The sequence below is a fragment of the Bradyrhizobium sp. ORS 86 genome (assembly GCF_045571475.1).
Lineage (GTDB): Bacteria > Pseudomonadota > Alphaproteobacteria > Rhizobiales > Xanthobacteraceae > Bradyrhizobium.
Map to the genome: position 1 here is coordinate 562031 of NZ_CP120699.1, position 17514 is coordinate 579544.

The following is a 17514-nucleotide window of genomic DNA, read 5'->3' on the forward strand; positions in this document are numbered from 1 at the left end:
GCGCCAACTAGTGCAGGCTCTTCACGTCGATGACAAAGCCGCTCTTCGGCGCGGCTGGAATGCGCGACAGATCGACTGTGAGGTCCTGCTCCGGCAGCTCGTATTCGATCTTGCGCACCAGCGTGCACATCAGCGATGTCATCACGGCAATCGTCAGCCATTCCCCCGCGCAGCGATGGCCGACAAAATCGCCCCCGCCTTGCGGGATCATCGTGAACGCATTGCCACGCCAGCCGATAAAGCGCTCCGGACGAAACGCTTCGGGATCGTCCCATGCCCGGGGGTCGCGATTGGTGCCGTAGAGATCCAGCGCGAAGCGGTCGCCTTTGCCGAACCGGTAGTCGCGCCAGCCGAAGTCTTCGCGGGCGATTCCTGCGACCACCGGAAAGAACGGGGTTAGCCGGCGCACCTCCTGCACGAACGGCTCCAGAAAAGCGTCGTCGCAGCGGAGTTGTGCGTGAGCCGCCGAATGCTGATGTAGCGCGAGTGCGGCGAAGGTCATGAAACGTGAGATCGCGACGATCGGGCGCAGGACGTTGAGCAGTTCAACAGCGCAGATTTCGGGCGCGAGCAACTGGCCATCCGGCTCGCGGTGTGATGCGATGATTTCGAGCCCGCTGCCTCCGCGCGGCGCGAGCGATCCGGCCCGAACCCGTTCGACCTGGTGCCGCAGAAGCTGCTCTGAATGCCAGCGCCTGATCCGCGCGGTCCAGTTTGCCGGGCCGATCGTTCCGGCATTGTCGATCATTGCACCGAGCTCGCCGGTCAGCCTTTGTAGCTCGGAGCGTTCCAGCCGGATGTCGATCCAGCGGCAGGCAGCATCGCACAGCACGCCGCGCAAGGCCTGATCGAGGTTGATGACGCCGCCATTCTGGCTTCGCTGGTCGGCGGCGGCATCGAGCAACACTTCGGAAGCGAGCTGGGCGAAGAGCCGCAGGCGCTCCGGCGTCATCAAGGACAGAAACATCTGCTTGCGCTGAGCGTGTGCCTCCGCGTCCAGCACCGCGACGCTGCCTTCATCCTGCAGCAGTTTCAAGGTCGAGCTTGGAAGGGCGCCCTGCCGCGTAAATCGATCCGGCTCATAGAACATCCGTGCGGCATCCTCGCCAAAAACGCAGTTGTACGTCTTGCCGAGCAGCTTCGCCTGAAAGATGTCGGTGTGAAATTGCCGATGCCGATGGCGGAAAAACTCATACCCCTCTCGGTAGAAGGCCAGGGAGCTATCCAGGGCATTGTCTTGCGCGATTTGCGGCATCCCGCCTCCTCGTCCCGCCTCCTCTTCGCCAATGGAGCAAAACGCGCTTCAGGTCGCGGTGGTTTCTAGCCATTCAGCGACGACTATCAGACGATCGAGAGCGTGCCTGATCTGATCCTGGGTAGCCTGCCGAACGCGCCTTCGAGCGAGGTGGCTGGTTCCATCGCCAAGCGATGATGCAGCGGAGTTGCTTGGCCACCGCCAACGGTTGACGGCATCCCGCGTCGCGATCAGCGCGGCTGCGTCCACGCCAAAGGGTAGCCGGAAAAGGAACTGAAATACCCTATCGGCGTTCGGCTCGATTGGCACCGAACCGGAGAGGGCCTGTCCGATGCGCAAGACACGAGCCGGTCTTCATCTCATGGCGATTGCGGCCGCTTTGATCTCGGCGGGCGGCGTTTTATCCGCGCTCGCGCAACAGTTGCCCGGAGCGGATGAAATCGACTCCGCGGTCACATCGACCGTCCCCACTGGTCTTCCGGTCGGCTTTCAAGGCAAATTTCATGACGGCTTTGCCCAAGCCAATGGTGTGCGACTGCACTACGTAATCGGCGGGCCCGACAATGCTCCGCTTCTGGTGCTGCTGCATGGCTGGCCGCAGACCTGGTACACTTGGCGCAAAGTGATGCCGCCGCTTGCTCAAGCAGGCTTCCGGGTGGTGGCGATCGACTACCGCGGCGCCGGCGAGTCGGACAAGCCCGCCGGAGGGTACGACAAGGCGACGATGGCGGCGGATATTCGCGCGCTCGTCCACGAACTCGGGGCAGGCCCTGTGAACCTCGTCGGCCGCGATATCGGCGTGATGATCGCCTATGCCTACGCGTCCCAATGGCCGGACGAAGTCAAGACGCTCACGATGCTCGACGTCCCGCTCCCCGCGACGAGCGCATGGAACGAAGCAAAGTCAAAGGCTGATCCCGACATATGGCATTTTGGGCTATTCCAGCAGCGCGATATTGCCGAGATGCTCGTCGCAGGACACGAATATCCCTTCATTCGCGACTTCTACAAGAAGCGGGCCTTTCGGCCGATCGCCGACGAGGACATTGCCGTCTATGCAAGAGCCTACGCGGCGCCTGGAGGTTTGCGCGCTGGATTTGAACTTTACCGCGCGTTTCCGGAAGACGAACGCCGCTTCGTACAGTTCGAAAGCCACAAATTGCCGATGCCGGTGCTTGCCCTCGCCGGCGACAAGAGCAATGGCATGGTTGAAGTGACAATGGCGAAACAGGTTGCCAGCGATGTCCGCGGCGGTGTTGCGCCCGACACCGGTCACTGGCTGCCGGACGAGAACCCGGAGTTTTTAACCGCCCGGCTTCTGACGTTTCTGCAGGGATCGAGCCGTACCCAGGGACAATCCAACCGGTAATATCGCGAACGTGCTTCCGCCTCAAAAAGGCCACTGCGCCGATCCAAAAACCGTTACGCTAACAATGCGTCGGGAATGATCAACGGTTGCAACGGCGGGAGCAGAGCTGAGCGGCGCTTCGCTGACCGCAGCGATGCGCCTGTCGTCAAAGATGCGTCTTCCGGCAGGAGTGGAACGTGGCTGCCAGCGATCTGATCTATGATGTCGGCGTGAATGACGGCGCCGACTCCGCCTATTATCTCTCGCGGGGATACCGAGTGCTCGGCATCGAGGCGAGTCCGGTGCTTGCTGAAAAGCTGAGGGAGAAGTTCGAGCCGGAGATACGAGACGGTCGCTACACTCTGTTGGAGGTCGGAGTGGCGGATGACGATGGTACAGCAGAGTTCTGGATGTCTGACGTCACCGAGTGGTCATCATTCAACAAGAGTGTGGCGTCGCGCGGGGGGACGCCGCATCGTGCCGTGCAGATCGCAACCAGAAGATTCTCGTCGATCGTCGCGGAATTCGGAGTTCCGTTTTATTGCAAGGTGGATATCGAAGGTAATGATCGGTGTTGCGTGAGAGGTTTGACCTCGGACACGGCGCCTCCTTACCTGTCGATCGAAATGTCACACAAGGATGGTGGCGTTGATCTCAATCTGCTCGACGCGCTGGGATATCGGCACTTCAAGATCATCAGCCAGGTGACGCGCGCTCAGCCGGTTCCGTCGTTGATGAAGATTGACGGGTTGCTGTCGGGATTTCCCAAGAAGGCCTTAAGAGCAGCGATCAAGCGGACCTTGGGTGTGCGGTCCTTCCAGGGTCGGAAATTTCCTTTGGGCTCATCCGGTCCATTTGCTGAGGGCACTCCCGGCCGCTGGCGCCCGGTTGGCGAAGTGAAGGAGCTTTGGGCATTCCTGAGGGATTTCGACGAACGCGCGGGCAAGAACCGTCTTGGCGAGTGGTTTGATTTTCACGCCAAGCGGTAAACGTCGTCTCTCGCGGTTGAGGACGTGACCGGGGCGGTGCCCGCGCGACATGCCGGCCGCAACGGCGACCTCCATGCTGCCGCCTATCCCTGCCGCCTCGCCGCACGTGCCGTGTCGCGCATGCGCCGATAGTCGCCCGGCATGAACATCGCAAACGTTTCCCTAACGCGCGCGGCGGGCGTCATCGCGGAAGGCGTCGCATGAACTGCATTTGTGGTTAAGCGAAATTCGCCGATGTCCGGCCAGCGGAGCGCGATCACCCCGGCGGGAGACATCAGGTCGTGATCGTGGCCGAAGCAGGCATCGTAAACAAACAACGAAGCAAGCACCAAGGATGCTGGAATAAGCGAATATCGAACGATGAGCATAATGATTTGCGCCTTCCTGGCTGTCTCAATCGACATTGACCAGGCCGCGCTGAACCACGCGTTTAATGCTCGGATCGATCTTTCAACACCGTTCCCGGCGCGTGAATTGGGTTCCAGCTTCTCGACGTGAGCCGTAAACCTCTCGCTCACCAACGCTGTAAAGCTCGCGACAACCAGCTTCTCTCACCTGATGGCAATGAGTCTCTGTCATGTTGAGGCAAAGACGAGAACAAGAGGGAAGCGCATGTTCGTCGCACTCAGGATCATGATGTTGATCGCTATTGCCTATGCCGGCTCTGCCGTCGCCGGAATGCAGTTTGCGCCGCTGCCGAGCTCTGCGGTTGCGTCCCAGCCATAGGGCCGACCCTCGTGCTCGCGCTGGCGGTTTGGCGCGATCCCGCTACTCCGCCGCATCCTTCATCCGACTACGCGTCTCTTCGCGCGGCTTGCCCTGTATCCTGTCCGACAGGAAATTGGAGAGGCGATCGAGATAGAGATAGACGACGGGCGTCGTGAACAGCGTCAGCGCCTGGCTGACCAGAAGGCCGCCAACCATGGCGTAGCCCAGCGGCTGACGAATCTCGGCGCCGGTTCCGGTGCCGAGCATCAGCGGCACGCCACCGAGCAGGGCTGCCATCGTCGTCATCATGATCGGACGAAAGCGGAGCAGCGCGGCTTCGCGGATCGATTGCCGCGGCGTCAGATGCCGTTCACGCTCTGCGGCGATCGCGAAGTCCACCATCATGATGCCGTTCTTCTTGACGATGCCGATCAAGAGGATGATTCCGATCAGCGCGATCAGGCTGAAATCGAAGCCGAACGCCATCAGGATCGCGATCGCGCCGACGCCGGCGGACGGCAGCGTGGAGAGAATGGTCAGCGGATGGATGTAGCTCTCGTAGAGCACGCCGAGGATCAGATACACCACGATCAGCGCCGCGACGATCAGCATCGGCACCGTGCTGAGCGATTGCTGGAACGCCTGCGCGGTGCCCTGGAAGCTCGTCGCCAGCGTGCCCGGCACGCCCATCTCCGCCACGGCACTTTGCACCGCATTGGTGGCTTGTCCCAGCGCCACGTCCGGGGCGAGGTTGAAGCTGATTGTCACAGCCGGAAACTGTCCCTGATGGGCGATCGCGAGCGGCCGCACCGGAACATCGGTCCATTTGCAGAACACGGACAGCGGCACCTGGTCGCCGGTCGACGGTGACTTGACGTAGATCTTGTCGAGCGTGTCGATCTTGCCCTGCAGCTCCGGCGTGATCTCCAGGATCACGTGATAGCTGTTCACCTGCGTGAAATACTGTGCGACCTGGCGCTGTCCGAAGGCGTCATAAAGCGTATCGTCGATCAATTGCGGCTGGATGCCGAAACGCGACGCGATGTCGCGATTGATCGTGAGCTGGAGCGTGGTGCCTTCGGTCTGCTGGTCGGTGGCGACGTCGCGCAGTTGCGGCAGCGTCTTCATCTTTGCCAGGATCTTCGGCGCCCATTCGTTCAGCTCGTCGAGATTGGCGTCCTGCAGGGTATACTCGAACTGCGTTCGCGTCGCCCGGCCGCCCAGCCGCACGTCCTGGGAGGCCTGCATGAACAGCCGCGCGCCGATCACCGTGTCGAGCTTGGGGCGCAGCCGCGCGATGATCTGCTGCGCGTCGACATTGCGCTCCTCGCGCGGCTTCAGGGTGATGTACATGCGGCCCGAGTTCAGCGCCGTGCCGCCGCCGCCGATGAACATCGCAATCGAGGAGACCGCGGGATCGGCCTGGACGATCTGGCTGAGCTCTTCCTGCCGCCGCTTCATCTCGGCAAACGAGATATCCTGCGGCATCTCGGAGACCGCGGTGAGGAAGCCATTGTCCTGCTGCGGAAAGAACCCCTTGGGAATGATGACGAAGAGGTAGACGGAGAGCGCCACCGTCGCGAAGAAGACGCAAAGCGTGATGAAGCTGTGGCGCAGTGCGCGGTCGAGGCCGCGCTCATAGGTGTGGAGCAGGCGGTTGAACATCCGCTCGCTCCACTGATAGAAGCGGCCATGCCTGACCTCGTGATCGGCGCGCAGGAAGCGCGAGGCCATCATCGGCGTCAATGACAGCGAGACCACGAGCGACACGAAGATCGCCATCGACAGCGTGACCGCGAATTCGCGGAACAGTCGTCCGATGATGCCGCCCATCAGCAAGAGCGGGATCAGCACCGCGATCAGCGAGACGCTGATCGAGACGATGGTGAAGCCGATCTCTGCGGCGCCCTTGTAGGCGGCGGCCATCGGCTGCTCGCCTTTCTCGACGTAGCGCGTGATGTTTTCCAGCATCACGATCGCATCGTCCACCACGAAGCCGACCGCGATCGTCAGCGCCATCAGCGAAAGGTTGTCCAGAGAGTAGCCGAACACCCACATCAGCGAACAGGCGCCGAGCAGCGCCAGCGGCACGGTGATGCTCGGAATGATGGTCGCCCAGAAGCTGCGCAGGAAAATGAAGATCACCATCACGACCAGCGCAATGGTGATCAGAAGCGTGATCTGCACATCCTCCACCGCGGCCCGGATCGTCAGCGTGCGGTCGCTGATGATCTTGATCTTGATGGTCGGCGGGATCGAGGCGATCAGCCGTGGCAACTGCGCCTTGATGCGGTCGACGGTGTCGATCACGTTGGCGCCGGGCTGCTTGAAGATGACGAGGAACACGCCGCGCTGGCCGTCGGCCCAGGCCGCGGTCTTCATGTCCTCCGGGCCTGCCACCGCCCGGCCGACGTCGCGGACCCGCAACGGCGCGCCGTTGCGATAGGCGATGATGACGTCGTTCCAGTCTTTCGCCTGCATCAACTGGTCGTTGGCGTAGATCGTGAATGCATGGCGCTCGCCGTCGATATTGCCCTTCGGGCTGTCGGTGGTCGCGATCGCGACCTGGGCGCGAACATCCTCCAGCGACAGGCCCTTGGCGACCAGCTTCGCCGGATCCACCTGGATGCGGATCGAAGGCTTCTGCTGGCCGCCGACAAAGACCTGGGCGACGCCGGAGATCTGGCTGATCTGCTGCGCGAGCTGGGCGTCGGTGCGGTCACTCACGGTGGTCAGCGGCAGCGTGTCCGAGGTGGCCGACAGGATCATGATGGGTGAATCCGCCGGGTTGACCTTGCGATAGGTCGGCGGCGACGGCAGGTTCTTGGGCAACTGTCCGCTGGCGGCGTTGATCGCGGCCTGAACGTCGCCGGCCGCCGCGTCGATCTTGCGCTCGAGGTCGAACTGGATGGTGACCGAGGTCGAGCCGAGCGAGCTCGTCGACGTCATCTGCGCGATGCCGGGAATCTGCGCGAACTGGCGCTCCAGCGGCTGGGCGACGGAGGAGGCCATCGTCTCCGGGCTGCCGCCCGGCAGGCTCGCGGAAACCTGAATGGTCGGAAAGTCGACCTGCGGCAGCGGCGCAACCGGCAACAGCGGATACGCGACCAGTCCCACGAACAGGATGCCCGCCATCAGCAGCGAGGTGCCGATCGGATAGCGAATGAACAGAGAAGAGATGCTGTTCTGCATGCCCTGAAACCATCGGGTGGCCAGCGCATCTTCTCCGCCAAACAATGGCAGCCGCGCTCTCGTGCGAGCGCGAATGTGCGTTTCTCTGAGGACCGTGAATGTGTTTTTGCGTCCCCGGGACCTTCGATGGTCCCGAGGACGGCGTTGTTATCTCTGAGCTTAGTCAGTTTGCGGGCCGGTGCGAACGGAAAGCCGGGGACGCGAATTAGACCTTTGTCCAACGTGCATCTTCGCGGGCGCGAAATGATGCGCACGGGGGCGAATGAGTCGCGTCTTAAGGTTCAGGAGCGCGTCGTGGATTGCCGCGATCGAATCCTGCCGGCGTCAGCTATGACGAATTCGCCGAGCTGCTTCGTTTGCTCGATCGGGTGTCCAGGCCAATTCTTGCAGATATCGGAATCCGGCTACTCCCGCCCGCGTCTCAAGCCCGCTCGGCCCTGACCGCGTTGCATCCATAGCAACGAAAAATGCGAATGGCCTCGTGCTTCGCCGTCCTCGGCAGAGCGGCCAGCAAGGTCATGTGATTTCCGCAGGCCTCGCACGAATACGTCGCGGCCTCCGGAGATGGTTTGGCATCCACCGGCACAACGCACTCCAACCCCTTTTGTCCCGAAGCGGAGTGTGCGCCGCGCAATGGGGCGTAAGCATGATCGTGGTTCCCGTAAGAGTACGGAGACGTGCCGAATTGGTGGCGCCAGTGGCGTTTGCGTCGTCGTCGCTGCGGTGCGGGACGGCGCCGGCTGATTCGCAACCAATCGAGACGGCTTCCGTCCAAACCACCGCTCTCGAAGTCCCGGTCGTGCCGGCCTTCACCCGCTCGGGGGACACGCCCGGTGCAAATCCGTGAAAACCCTGACGGTATTAACCTTTGATTAACCATGCCGGCCGATTGTTAACCATTCGAAAAGACAACCGAGTCAGGGGCGATGGACGCTACTCAACAGCCAGCACGTCAGCAGGTTCGCATGCGCGGCCGTTCCTACGTCGCGTTCGTGTTCACCCCTGTCGTGCCGATCGTGTCCTGGCTGGAGGAGATCGACCAGACGCTGGCCCGCTCGCCCGGCTTTTTCACCGGCAAGCCGGTGGTGCTCGATCTCGCGTCCGTGGACCTCAGCGCCGCCGCGATCGCCCACCTTGTCGGTAGCCTCGATCAACGCAACATCCGCGTGCTCGGCATCGAAGGCGTCGACGAATCAAAGCTCGACGCCAATTTGCCGCCACTTCTGACTGGCGGCCGGGCCTGCGCCATCACCCATGTCGACCCGCCGCCGCAGGCGAAAGCCAAGGCCAAGCCCAAGTCGCCGTCGCTGCTGCTCGAAAACCCGGTCCGCTCCGGTCAATCGATATTTGCCGAGGGTGACGTCACGGTGCTCGGCTCGGTCGGCTCCGGCGCCGAGATCGTGGCCGGAGGCTCGATTCATGTCTACGGCACGCTGCGTGGTCGCGCGATGGCCGGGATCAACGGCAACTCGTCGGCGCGGATCTTCTGCCAAAGGATCGAGGCCGAGCTGCTCGCCATCGACGGCTACTACCAGACCGCGGAACAGATCTCTGACAGCTTGCGCAACCGGCCCGCCCAGGCGTGGCTCGAGGGCGAAATGCTGCGAATCACAGCTTTGAACTGATCGACCAGAAGGAGAAGAGAATGGCCAAAGTCTTGGTCGTGACGTCCGGCAAAGGCGGGGTCGGAAAGACCACATCCACCGCCGCACTTGGTGCTGCGCTCGCGCAAATGGGACAGAACGTCGTGGTCATCGACTTCGACGTCGGCTTGCGCAACCTCGACCTAGTGATGGGCGCGGAGCGCCGGGTCGTGTTCGACCTCATCAACGTCGTGCAGGGCGTCGCGAAGCTCCCGCAGGCGCTGATTCGCGACAAGCGGCTCGAGAACCTCTGGCTGCTGCCGGCATCGCAGACCCGCGACAAGGACGCGCTGACGGAGGAGGGGGTCAAGCGGGTGATCGCAGACCTCAGGACCAAGTTCGACTGGATCCTGTGCGACAGCCCGGCCGGCATCGAGCGCGGCGCCACGCTGGCGATGCGCTACGCCGACGAGGCCATCATCGTCACCAATCCGGAAGTGTCCTCGGTGCGCGACTCCGACCGCATCATCGGCATGCTGGATTCCAAAACGGTGCGCGCCGAGCGCGGCGAGCGGGTCGAGAAGCATCTGCTGGTCACCCGCTACGACGCCGCACGCGCCGCGCGCGGCGAGATGCTGTCGATCGACGATATTCTGGAAATCCTGGCGACGCCGCTGCTCGGCATCGTACCGGAAAGCCAGGATGTGCTGAAGGCTTCCAATGTCGGAAGCCCGGTGACGTTGAACAACGCAAACAGCGCGCCGGCGCGGGCGTATATCGATGCCGTGCGCCGCCTGATGGGCGAGACGGTGACGATGACGGTGCCGGTCGAGCGCAAGGGACTGATGGATCGGTTGCTGCGACGGAGGGCTGCATGATGAACCTGATGCGGCTTTTTGGCGGCCGCGCCGGCTCCGCGCCTGTGGCGCGGGAGCGGCTGCAAATCCTGCTCGCGCATGAGCGCGGCCGGACCGGTGGTCCCGACCTTCTCGAAGTTCTCCGCGCCGAAATCCTCGGCGTGGTGTCCAAGCATGTCGATCTCGACCCCGACAAGGTCGTGGTCAAGATGGACAGGGGCAAGTTCGTGTCGATGCTCGAGGTCGATATCGAGGTGCCCAACGGCGTGCAACGATCAATGATGGTGGCGGCCACATGACAGCGGACAGCAACAGTCACATTGCCTGGCAGCGCGCGCAGCTCAGGAAGCATCGCGCGGCCCTGAAAGCGCTCGAAGTCGATCAGCTCAAGGATCCCACCTGCGGCACCGATCGCCGGATGCAAAAGACGATCGCCGAGCTGGAGCGCAAGATCTGGGAGTCGGGCCGCTGCATCGCCGAATATGAGCGCCGGACCCGGCGTCCGCTGGCAACCGATCGCGGCAGCCTCGCCAGCGTGAGCTGGACGCACTGGAGCACCAGCCCGGTGAATGCCCGGCCGCACCGGCATCGGGCGTAAGGCGCGACGAATCTAGAATTCATCATTGCGACCCGTCGGCTCGCAATGACGCGCTGGTACGATGCACGTCACCGTCTGCCGGTGATGCAGCCGGCCACGGTCATCTACAGCAGAAACGACAGCGCGATCTCGCACTGCTCCTCGACCTTGAGCGTGAGCAGCTCGTCGGCGCGGGTGCGGCCGAGATTGACCGCGGCAATCGGCACCCCGCGCTGCTCCGCCATGCGGACGAAGCGGTAGCCGGAGTAAACCATCAGCGAGGAGCCGACGATCAGCATGGCGTCGGCCTGTTCGAGATGCGCTTGCGCTGAAGCAACGACGTCGCGCGGCACGTTTTCGCCGAAGAACACCACGTCGGGCTTGAGCACGCCGCCGCACGCCTCGCATGGCGGCACGTTGAAGGACGAAAAGTCTTCGTGGTCGAGATCGGCATCGCCGTCCGGCGCGTCGGCGGCATCGAACGCAAGCCACGCCGAATTGAGCCGCGCCAGTTCGCCCTGGAATTGCTCACGCGGCATCGTCGCGGCGCAGCCGAGGCAGCGGACCACGTCGAGACGGCCGTGCAGGTCGATCACGCGCTGGCTGCCGGCGGCCTGATGCAGCCGGTCGACATTCTGGGTGAGCAGCAATTCGCATCTACCTTGTTCTTCCAGTCTTGCCAGCGCGCGATGCGCGCCGTTCGGCGCGGCACGGCCGAAGCGCCGCCAGCCGACCATGCTGCGCGCCCAATATCGCTGTCGCGTGCCGGCCTCGCCGAGAAATGCCTGGATCGTGACCGGCCGCGTCCGCTTCCAGTTGCCATTGCTGTCGCGATAGTCGGGAATGCCGGAATTGGTGCTACAGCCGGCCCCGGTGAGGATAAACAGGCGCTGGTGGCGCGCGACGAATTGTTCCAGGACGTGCTGCTGCATGCGCGCACATCTAGTGGCTCCGGCACCGCTGCGCCAGACCGGAAAGGCGAAGCCGGCTCCGGCAGATCGCCGCCGCTCGCAGGCCGCGCGGTTGATCCATGAATGCTCAAAGCCCGAGCAATTTCTCGGCGTTGCCATGCGCGATCAGCGCACGGTCGGCAGCAGAAACCGGAATCTGCTCGAGGAATGCGCGCGCCCTGGCCATCGAGGCGTAGGGATAGTCGGCCGAGAACATGATGCGGCTGACGCCGATCTCGAGCAGCAGATCGAGGAACGTCGGCGGAAAATTAAACCCGGCGAAGGTGTAGTGCAGATTGTCGCGCAGATAGGCGCTGACGGGGCGCTTAAGCTTCGTCAGCTCGACCGGCATCACGTCGACCCGTTGCATGAAGAACGGCAAGCCTTCGCCCATGTGGCCGATCACGATCTGAAGCTTGGGGAAGCGGTCGAACACGCCGCCCAGCACCATGCGCAGCACGTGCACGGCGGTCTCGATGTGCCAGCCGAAGCCGGGGCCGGCGAGCATCTCGGTGACGAGTGGCGCAAAGCCGCCGAATGAGGCGTCGATCACCTGCTTGGGCGGTCTGGTCGGATGCAGATAGATTGGTGCGCCCAGCGATTCGGCAGCCTCCAGCACCGGCCAGAAGAATTTGTCGTCGAGATAGCGTCCGCGCTGATGGCCATTGATGACGGCGCCCGCGAAGCTCTCCTTGCCGAGGCGGCGTTCGAACTCCCTGGCCGCGTCGTCGGGTGCCGCGATCGGCAGCGCGGCGAAGCCGGACAATCTCGCCGGATGCGTTGCGATCGCTTCGGCCAGCGCGTCATTGGTGTCGCGCGCGAGCGCCACCGCATCACTCGTGTCTAGTTGCTCGAGTCCCGGCGCCGTCAGCGAGAGCACCTGCATGTCGATACCGGCAGCGTCCATCTGGGCGATGCGGCCTTCGCCGAGGTCACAAAGGTCGCGCATCAGTTGCTCGGCGCGGCTGCCGATCTGGCGCGCCTGCTCCTTGAGCTCGCGGCCCGGACCATTGAGAAAGTCCGGCGTGGCGAAATGCTCTTCAAGCGTGATGGTGCGCATGATCTTGCTGCTCCGCTGCCGCCGGATGTCATCGTGACCGGGGTCTCGCCGGTTGCCTGAATCCTCGTGACGAATATTGGCGATTTTCCGGGCGCGCTCTTCACGACAGCTCGACGCCATCAGCGCAACCCAAGGGCTGTCGCATATGCCGCCTTGGGCGGCCGCGCACGTACTCGGCCTCGTGGTTCGAGACGCGCCGCAAGCGGCGCTCCTCACCATGAGGGTCTACTGTTGTGCCGCAGAACGAGACCTCATCCTGAGGAGCCCGCCAAAGGCGGGCGTCTCGAAGGATGGCCGCAGGGCCCTTTTCTCCCAAATGCAATTGCCCTACGCGCAACCCGTTGCGGCATCGCAAGCCATGGTGGGGCGTCAGCCGAGAGCGTCTCGCATCACCGCGACGGCATCACAAAAACCTGGCCGGGGTAGATCAAGTTGGGATTGCGGATGTGCATCTTGTTTGCACGGTAGATGCCGACGTAGCGCGGGCCTGCGCCGAGGGCGCGCTGACTGATGCGCCACAGGCTGTCGCCACGGGACACGGTGGTCGTTGTGGTCTTCGGCGCGGCCCCCGATGATGGCGAAGGTTTGTCCCGGGTCAGGGCCGCGTCGACGGCTGCCAGTCGCGGCTGCGGGGCGACGGGCGCTGCCGCCTGGCTCGATGCCGGGAATCGATTCGGCACGGCACTGGTCGCCTCGACGACCGCCTTGGCGGCGGCAGGTTCGGATGTCGGAGATGTGGGCGGAGCCTGGGTCGGCCTATCCGGGCTCATCAGCGCAACGGTCGGCCGCTCGCTCGGTGCGGGCGCGATCGCGACCGGCACGCTGTGCCGGGATACGACCTCCTGGCCGTCGGCTTGCCGGACGCGCAAGGTCAGGTCGTAATTCCCCGGCGGCAGCGCGGGCGGGATCATGGCGAATTGGCCGGCTTGATCGGCGACCACCCGATCGTGCGGCTCGCCATTGCGCAATAACTCCACGGTGGCGCCCGGTGCGGCGCGACCGGCGATCACGGCCTCGCCGTTCGGCTCGACGCGAACGATGTCGAATGCGGGTAACGGGTCGCTGCCCGGCGTTGGAGGCGCAAGCGCGGCCGAAAGCTTGTCTGCCTCCGACTGTGCCGCAGCGGCGTCGGCTGCGCCGTGGTCGCGCGCGCTCGGCGCCGGCGGTGCGGCTGCCGGGCTTTTTGCATCGAGAGCCGCCGTATTGGCCGGCAGCTCCCGGAAGGAGTTGGGGATGGAGAACATCAATGCCGCGCCACCGCCCACTACGAGTGCGATGAACGGCACAATCATTCGGCTGATCGACACGGCGGCCATCGTTCACGTCCGTTGGCGAACTCGCGCGGCTGTCGACGGGCGCAGCGGTTCGAACTCCCGGCAAAGACTGCTCCGATTTGGTCAGTCCATCAAGCTCTACTGAATGGGTAGACCTTCGGTCAGTCCAATTGACGCATTGCGGCACAGGCGCCGCGCCGGCGGTCGCTCAGAACTCCAGCACGGCGTTGTCCACCACCTCCTTCATCACGAAGAAGGTGCGGGTCTGCCGCACGCCGGGCAGTGCGATCAGTTGGTCGCCGTGGATGCGGTTGAAGTCCTCCATGTCGCCGACGCGGATCTTGAGGAAATAATCGAAGTCGCCGGCGACGAGATGGCAGTCGAGCACGCATTTCAGTTTCGCCACCGCCTGCTCGAAGCTCGCAAAGCTCTCCGGCGTCGAGCGGTCGAGCACCACGCCGACCATCACCAGCGTCCCCTTGCCGACCTTGCGCGGGGCGACCATGGCGCGGACGCTGCTGACGAAGCCTTCGTCGAACAGCGCCTGGGTGCGGCGGTGACAGGTGGCGGGGCTGACCCCGACCTGGTCGGCCAGCTCGGCATTGCTGAGCCGGCCGTTCTTCTGCAGCAATCTCAACATCTTGAGGTCGATACGGTCGAGTCGGGCGGGCATGGAAGAATCTTTCAGATAGAGCCGATTTGGCGAGAGGAAAGATAACAGTGACCGACGCAGATGCAACTTCACTGGAAAACTCGGTCCGAGTTAGGGAGCACCTTTCGCATCCGGGGTGATAGGTGTTTCGCCGTTTCGAGACATCAACGGGGATGCCAGCATGCTGGAAAAATTCGCGCGCTATCCGCTCACCTTCGGGCCGACCCATATCGAGAAGCTCGATCGCCTCTCCAAACATCTCGGCGGCAAGGTTGAGCTCTATGCCAAACGCGAGGACTGCAACTCGGGCCTCGCCTTCGGCGGCAACAAGCTGCGCAAGCTCGAATACATCATTCCCGATGCGATCGCCTCCAACGCCGACACGCTGGTCTCGATCGGCGGCGTGCAGTCCAACCACACCCGCATGGTCGCGGCGGTAGCCGCGAAACTCGGCATGAAGTGCCGGCTGGTGCAGGAAAGCTGGGTGCCGCACGAGGACGCCGTCTATGACCGGGTCGGCAACATCCTGCTCTCGCGCGTGATGGGCGCCGACGTCCGCCTGGTCGACGAAGGGTTCGACATCGGGATCCGCAAGAGCTGGGAGCAGGCGATCGAGGAGGTGAAGGCCGCGGGCGGCAAGCCCTATGCAATTCCGGCCGGGGCGTCCGTGCACAAATTCGGCGGGCTCGGCTATGTCGGCTTTGCCGAAGAGGTGCGCGCGCAGGAGGAGGAGCTCGGCTTCAAGTTCGACTACATCGTTGTCTGCACGGTGACCGGCTCGACCCATGCCGGCATGCTGGTCGGCTTTGCCGCGGACGGACGCGCGCGCAACGTGATCGGCATCGACGGCTCGTTCACGCCGGATCAGACCAAGGCGCAGGTGCTGTCGATCGCGCAGAACACCGCGAAGCTGGTCGAGCTCGGTCGCGATATCGTCGAGGACGATGTCGTGCTGATCGAGGATTACGCCTATCCGGCCTATGGCGTGCCGTCGGAGGCGACCAAGGAGGCGATCCGTCTCAGCGCGCGGCTCGAAGGCATGATCACCGATCCTGTCTACGAGGGAAAGTCGATGCAGGGCATGATCGATCTCGTGCAGAAGGGCTTCTTCCCGGCCGGATCGAAGGTGCTCTACGCTCATTTGGGCGGCGCGCCGGCGATCAACGGCTATGCCTACGCATTCAGAAACGGTTGAGGGGACGACCTTCATAGCCTGGACGACGCGAAAGACGGGAGACGGAGGCGCAGGCGGAGACCCGGATTGCGCTGCACTCCCTCCGGACGACACTATGTAAGGTTGGCGTCAGGTTTGCCCGGTAGCTTGGTTCCGCCGGGCGAGTCGGGAGACATCAGGTGTGGTTGATGAATGCGTTCGGCCGGGCCATTGCCGCCCTGGCCGCCGGCATCATCGCGGTCGGGCATTGGTTCTGGGCCTGCAACGGCCATCCGTGCCTGCTGCATGGCAGGGTATGGGAGTTCGAGCTCTATGCCGGCATCTTCCTGATCGGGGTCGGCGTGCATGCGCTGGCCTCCTGGTACTGGTTCGATCATCTCAGGAGTCCAAATTAGGCTGCGTCATCGGCTCGGGAGCCGAACGAGGGCCCCGTATGACCATGTGTCTGGCTTGACATCGATCGAACAAAATAGGAACCTGCCGCTGTAACCAGAGGATGTGGCGATCGCCTTATCCGCGGCGGTGCGGCGCTGAGCGCCGGGCCCAGCAATGGGTTCTCACTACCTGCGGGTGAATCTTCACGCCCCTCCTGTGGTCGGCGCTGGGCTGGGGGAGTGGTGTAGATGAGAGGTGCGATCTGGACGGTCGTCGCGGCCGCGTGGCTGATTGTATTCGCGACACCGTCGCACGCGCGTGGTCCGTATGGATCGATCAGCGTCGGCAACTGGAAGGGCGGCGCCTATACCAACGACCAGAGCGGCGCGTTCACCCATTGCGCTGCGGGCAGCTCCTATCAGAGCGGCATCTATTTCATGGTCTCGATTGGCGCGAACGGGAGCTGGCGGCTGGGCTTTTCGCATGAAAGCTGGCGGCTGACGCCGGGTGAAGCCTTCCCGCTCGCGCTGACCTTCGACGGCCAACCGGCGTTCAACGTCTACGGCATGCCCATAGGGGCTCAGCTCGTGAGTGTCGAGCTGCCGGTGAACTCGGCGCTGGTCAACCAGTTCCGCAAGGCGCGGCAGATGACGGCGTTCGCGCAGGGGCAGTTGTTTCAGTTCAACCTGAATCAAACCGCACAGTTGCTGCCCGCACTGCTCAATTGCGTGATGTCGGTCAAGAAGAACGGCGTCGCCAACGCCGGCGAGTTCGCGGTCACCGCAAAGCCCGCGGCTGCGCCGCCGCAGGCCGCGTCGGCCCCGCCGCCCAAGCAGGGCAAGTCCGGGACGCAGACCGGAACTGGTTTCGTGGTCAGCAGCAACGGTCATGTCGTGACCAATCATCACGTCATCGACGGTTGCGGCGAGATCACCGGCAATCTGAGCGGCGAGGCGCCGGTCAAGCTGCGGCTGGTGTCCAGCGACGAGACCAATGATCTGGCGCTGCTGCAAGCGCCAAGCCCGTTCAAGGACGTCGCGAGCATTCGGCAAAACGCCATCCAGGTCGGCAACGGCGTGGTGGCGATCGGCTTCCCCTATCGCGGATTGCTGACCTCGGATTTCACCGTGACCACGGGCATCGTCAGTTCGCTGAGCGGCATCGTCAACGACACCCGGTTTCTGCAGATCAGCGCCGCGGTGCAGCCGGGCAACAGCGGCGGACCGCTGTTCGATCTCACCGGCGCCGTGGTCGGGGTGGTGGCCGCCAAGCTCGATGCGGTCAAAGTCGCGCGGGCAACCGGGACCATCCCGGAGAACATCAACTTCGCGATCAAGACCGGCGCGCTGCGGGATTTCCTCGACAACAGCGCGGTGGCGTACCGCACCGCCGAGTGGCGCGACGAAATGAAGAAGGAAACGGCCGAGATCGCCAAGAACGCGCGCGGCTATACGCTGTTGATCACCTGCACGGTGAACGAACAAAGCGCGAGCGCGAAGCGGCCGGGTAATTGAAGCCTG

Annotated in this window: 16 protein-coding genes; 9 read left to right on the forward strand and 7 right to left on the reverse strand. The window is 63.5% G+C overall.

The genetic code is table 11. The features are described 5' to 3' along the window. Positions 1–7: 7 nt before the first annotated feature. Positions 8–1255: a cytochrome P450 gene (locus P6U25_RS02585; RefSeq protein ID WP_407149888.1), complete on the reverse strand. Its 1248-nt coding sequence runs from the start codon at positions 1253–1255 to the stop codon at positions 8–10. 331 nt (positions 1256–1586) lie between these two features. Here P6U25_RS02585 and P6U25_RS02590 point away from each other — a divergent pair, with 331 nt between their 5' ends. Further along, on the forward strand, positions 1587–2624 hold the full coding sequence (locus P6U25_RS02590) for an alpha/beta fold hydrolase (protein ID WP_407149889.1): 1038 nt from the start codon (positions 1587–1589) through the stop codon (positions 2622–2624). Between the two features lie 176 nt (positions 2625–2800). Then, the gene (locus P6U25_RS02595; RefSeq protein ID WP_407149890.1) at positions 2801–3592 is read left to right on the forward strand and encodes an FkbM family methyltransferase; all 792 of its coding nucleotides are present in this window, start codon (positions 2801–2803) and stop codon (positions 3590–3592) included. An 83-nt stretch (positions 3593–3675) separates the two neighbouring features. On the opposite strand, the gene P6U25_RS02600 is transcribed toward P6U25_RS02595, so the two are convergent. Then, a complete protein-coding gene (locus P6U25_RS02600) occupies positions 3676–4110 on the reverse strand; it encodes a hypothetical protein (RefSeq protein WP_407149891.1) in 435 nt (144 codons plus the stop codon). 250 nt (positions 4111–4360) lie between these two features. After that, entirely contained in the window at positions 4361–7492 is a 3132-nt protein-coding gene (locus P6U25_RS02605; protein WP_407149892.1) for a multidrug efflux RND transporter permease subunit, read from the reverse strand. A 926-nt stretch (positions 7493–8418) separates the two neighbouring features. Here P6U25_RS02605 and minC point away from each other — a divergent pair. Genes minC through P6U25_RS02625 form a run of 4 tightly spaced genes read left to right on the forward strand, consistent with a single transcriptional unit; the run spans position 8419 to position 10530 of the window. Next, the gene (minC, locus tag P6U25_RS02610) at positions 8419–9117 is read left to right on the forward strand and encodes a septum site-determining protein MinC (RefSeq protein WP_407149893.1); all 699 of its coding nucleotides are present in this window, start codon (positions 8419–8421) and stop codon (positions 9115–9117) included. A 20-nt stretch (positions 9118–9137) separates the two neighbouring features. Continuing rightward, complete coding sequence (gene minD / locus P6U25_RS02615) at positions 9138–9953, forward strand: septum site-determining protein MinD (protein ID WP_280975113.1); 816 nt, start codon at positions 9138–9140, stop codon at positions 9951–9953. Beyond that, positions 9953–10231: a cell division topological specificity factor MinE gene (gene minE, locus P6U25_RS02620; protein WP_280978347.1), complete on the forward strand. Its 279-nt coding sequence runs from the start codon at positions 9953–9955 to the stop codon at positions 10229–10231. Before minD ends, minE begins: the two co-directional genes overlap by 1 nt. After that, complete coding sequence (locus P6U25_RS02625) at positions 10228–10530, forward strand: hypothetical protein (protein ID WP_407149894.1); 303 nt, start codon at positions 10228–10230, stop codon at positions 10528–10530. Before minE ends, P6U25_RS02625 begins: the two co-directional genes overlap by 4 nt. Positions 10531–10634: 104 nt before the next feature. Here P6U25_RS02625 and P6U25_RS02630 read toward each other — a convergent pair whose 3' ends face one another. The 4 genes from P6U25_RS02630 to P6U25_RS02645 all read right to left on the reverse strand — a co-directional run bounded on the left by P6U25_RS02630 (position 10635) and on the right by P6U25_RS02645 (position 14466). Beyond that, a complete protein-coding gene (locus P6U25_RS02630; protein WP_407152735.1) occupies positions 10635–11441 on the reverse strand; it encodes an NAD-dependent protein deacetylase in 807 nt (268 codons plus the stop codon). 106 nt (positions 11442–11547) lie between these two features. Next, positions 11548–12519: an amidohydrolase family protein gene (locus P6U25_RS02635; protein WP_407149895.1), complete on the reverse strand. Its 972-nt coding sequence runs from the start codon at positions 12517–12519 to the stop codon at positions 11548–11550. A gap of 389 nt (positions 12520–12908) precedes the next feature. Further along, on the reverse strand, positions 12909–13835 hold the full coding sequence (locus P6U25_RS02640) for a LysM peptidoglycan-binding domain-containing protein (RefSeq protein WP_407149896.1): 927 nt from the start codon (positions 13833–13835) through the stop codon (positions 12909–12911). A 166-nt stretch (positions 13836–14001) separates the two neighbouring features. Next, on the reverse strand, positions 14002–14466 hold the full coding sequence (locus P6U25_RS02645) for an Lrp/AsnC family transcriptional regulator (protein ID WP_407149897.1): 465 nt from the start codon (positions 14464–14466) through the stop codon (positions 14002–14004). Between the two features lie 160 nt (positions 14467–14626). Between P6U25_RS02645 and P6U25_RS02650 the strand changes: the two genes are divergently transcribed. The 3 genes from P6U25_RS02650 (at position 14627) to P6U25_RS02660 (ending at position 17508) form a co-directional block, all read left to right on the forward strand. Then, positions 14627–15640 (forward strand): 1-aminocyclopropane-1-carboxylate deaminase, encoded by a 1014-nt coding sequence (locus tag P6U25_RS02650; RefSeq protein ID WP_407149898.1) that lies wholly within the window; start codon positions 14627–14629, stop codon positions 15638–15640. Positions 15641–15807: 167 nt separating this feature from the next. Beyond that, positions 15808–16014, forward strand: a complete 207-nt coding sequence (locus P6U25_RS02655) for a hypothetical protein (RefSeq protein WP_407152736.1) — start codon at positions 15808–15810, stop codon at positions 16012–16014. A 228-nt stretch (positions 16015–16242) separates the two neighbouring features. After that, a complete protein-coding gene (locus tag P6U25_RS02660) occupies positions 16243–17508 on the forward strand; it encodes a S1C family serine protease (protein WP_407149899.1) in 1266 nt (421 codons plus the stop codon). The last annotated feature ends 6 nt before the right edge of the window (positions 17509–17514 follow it).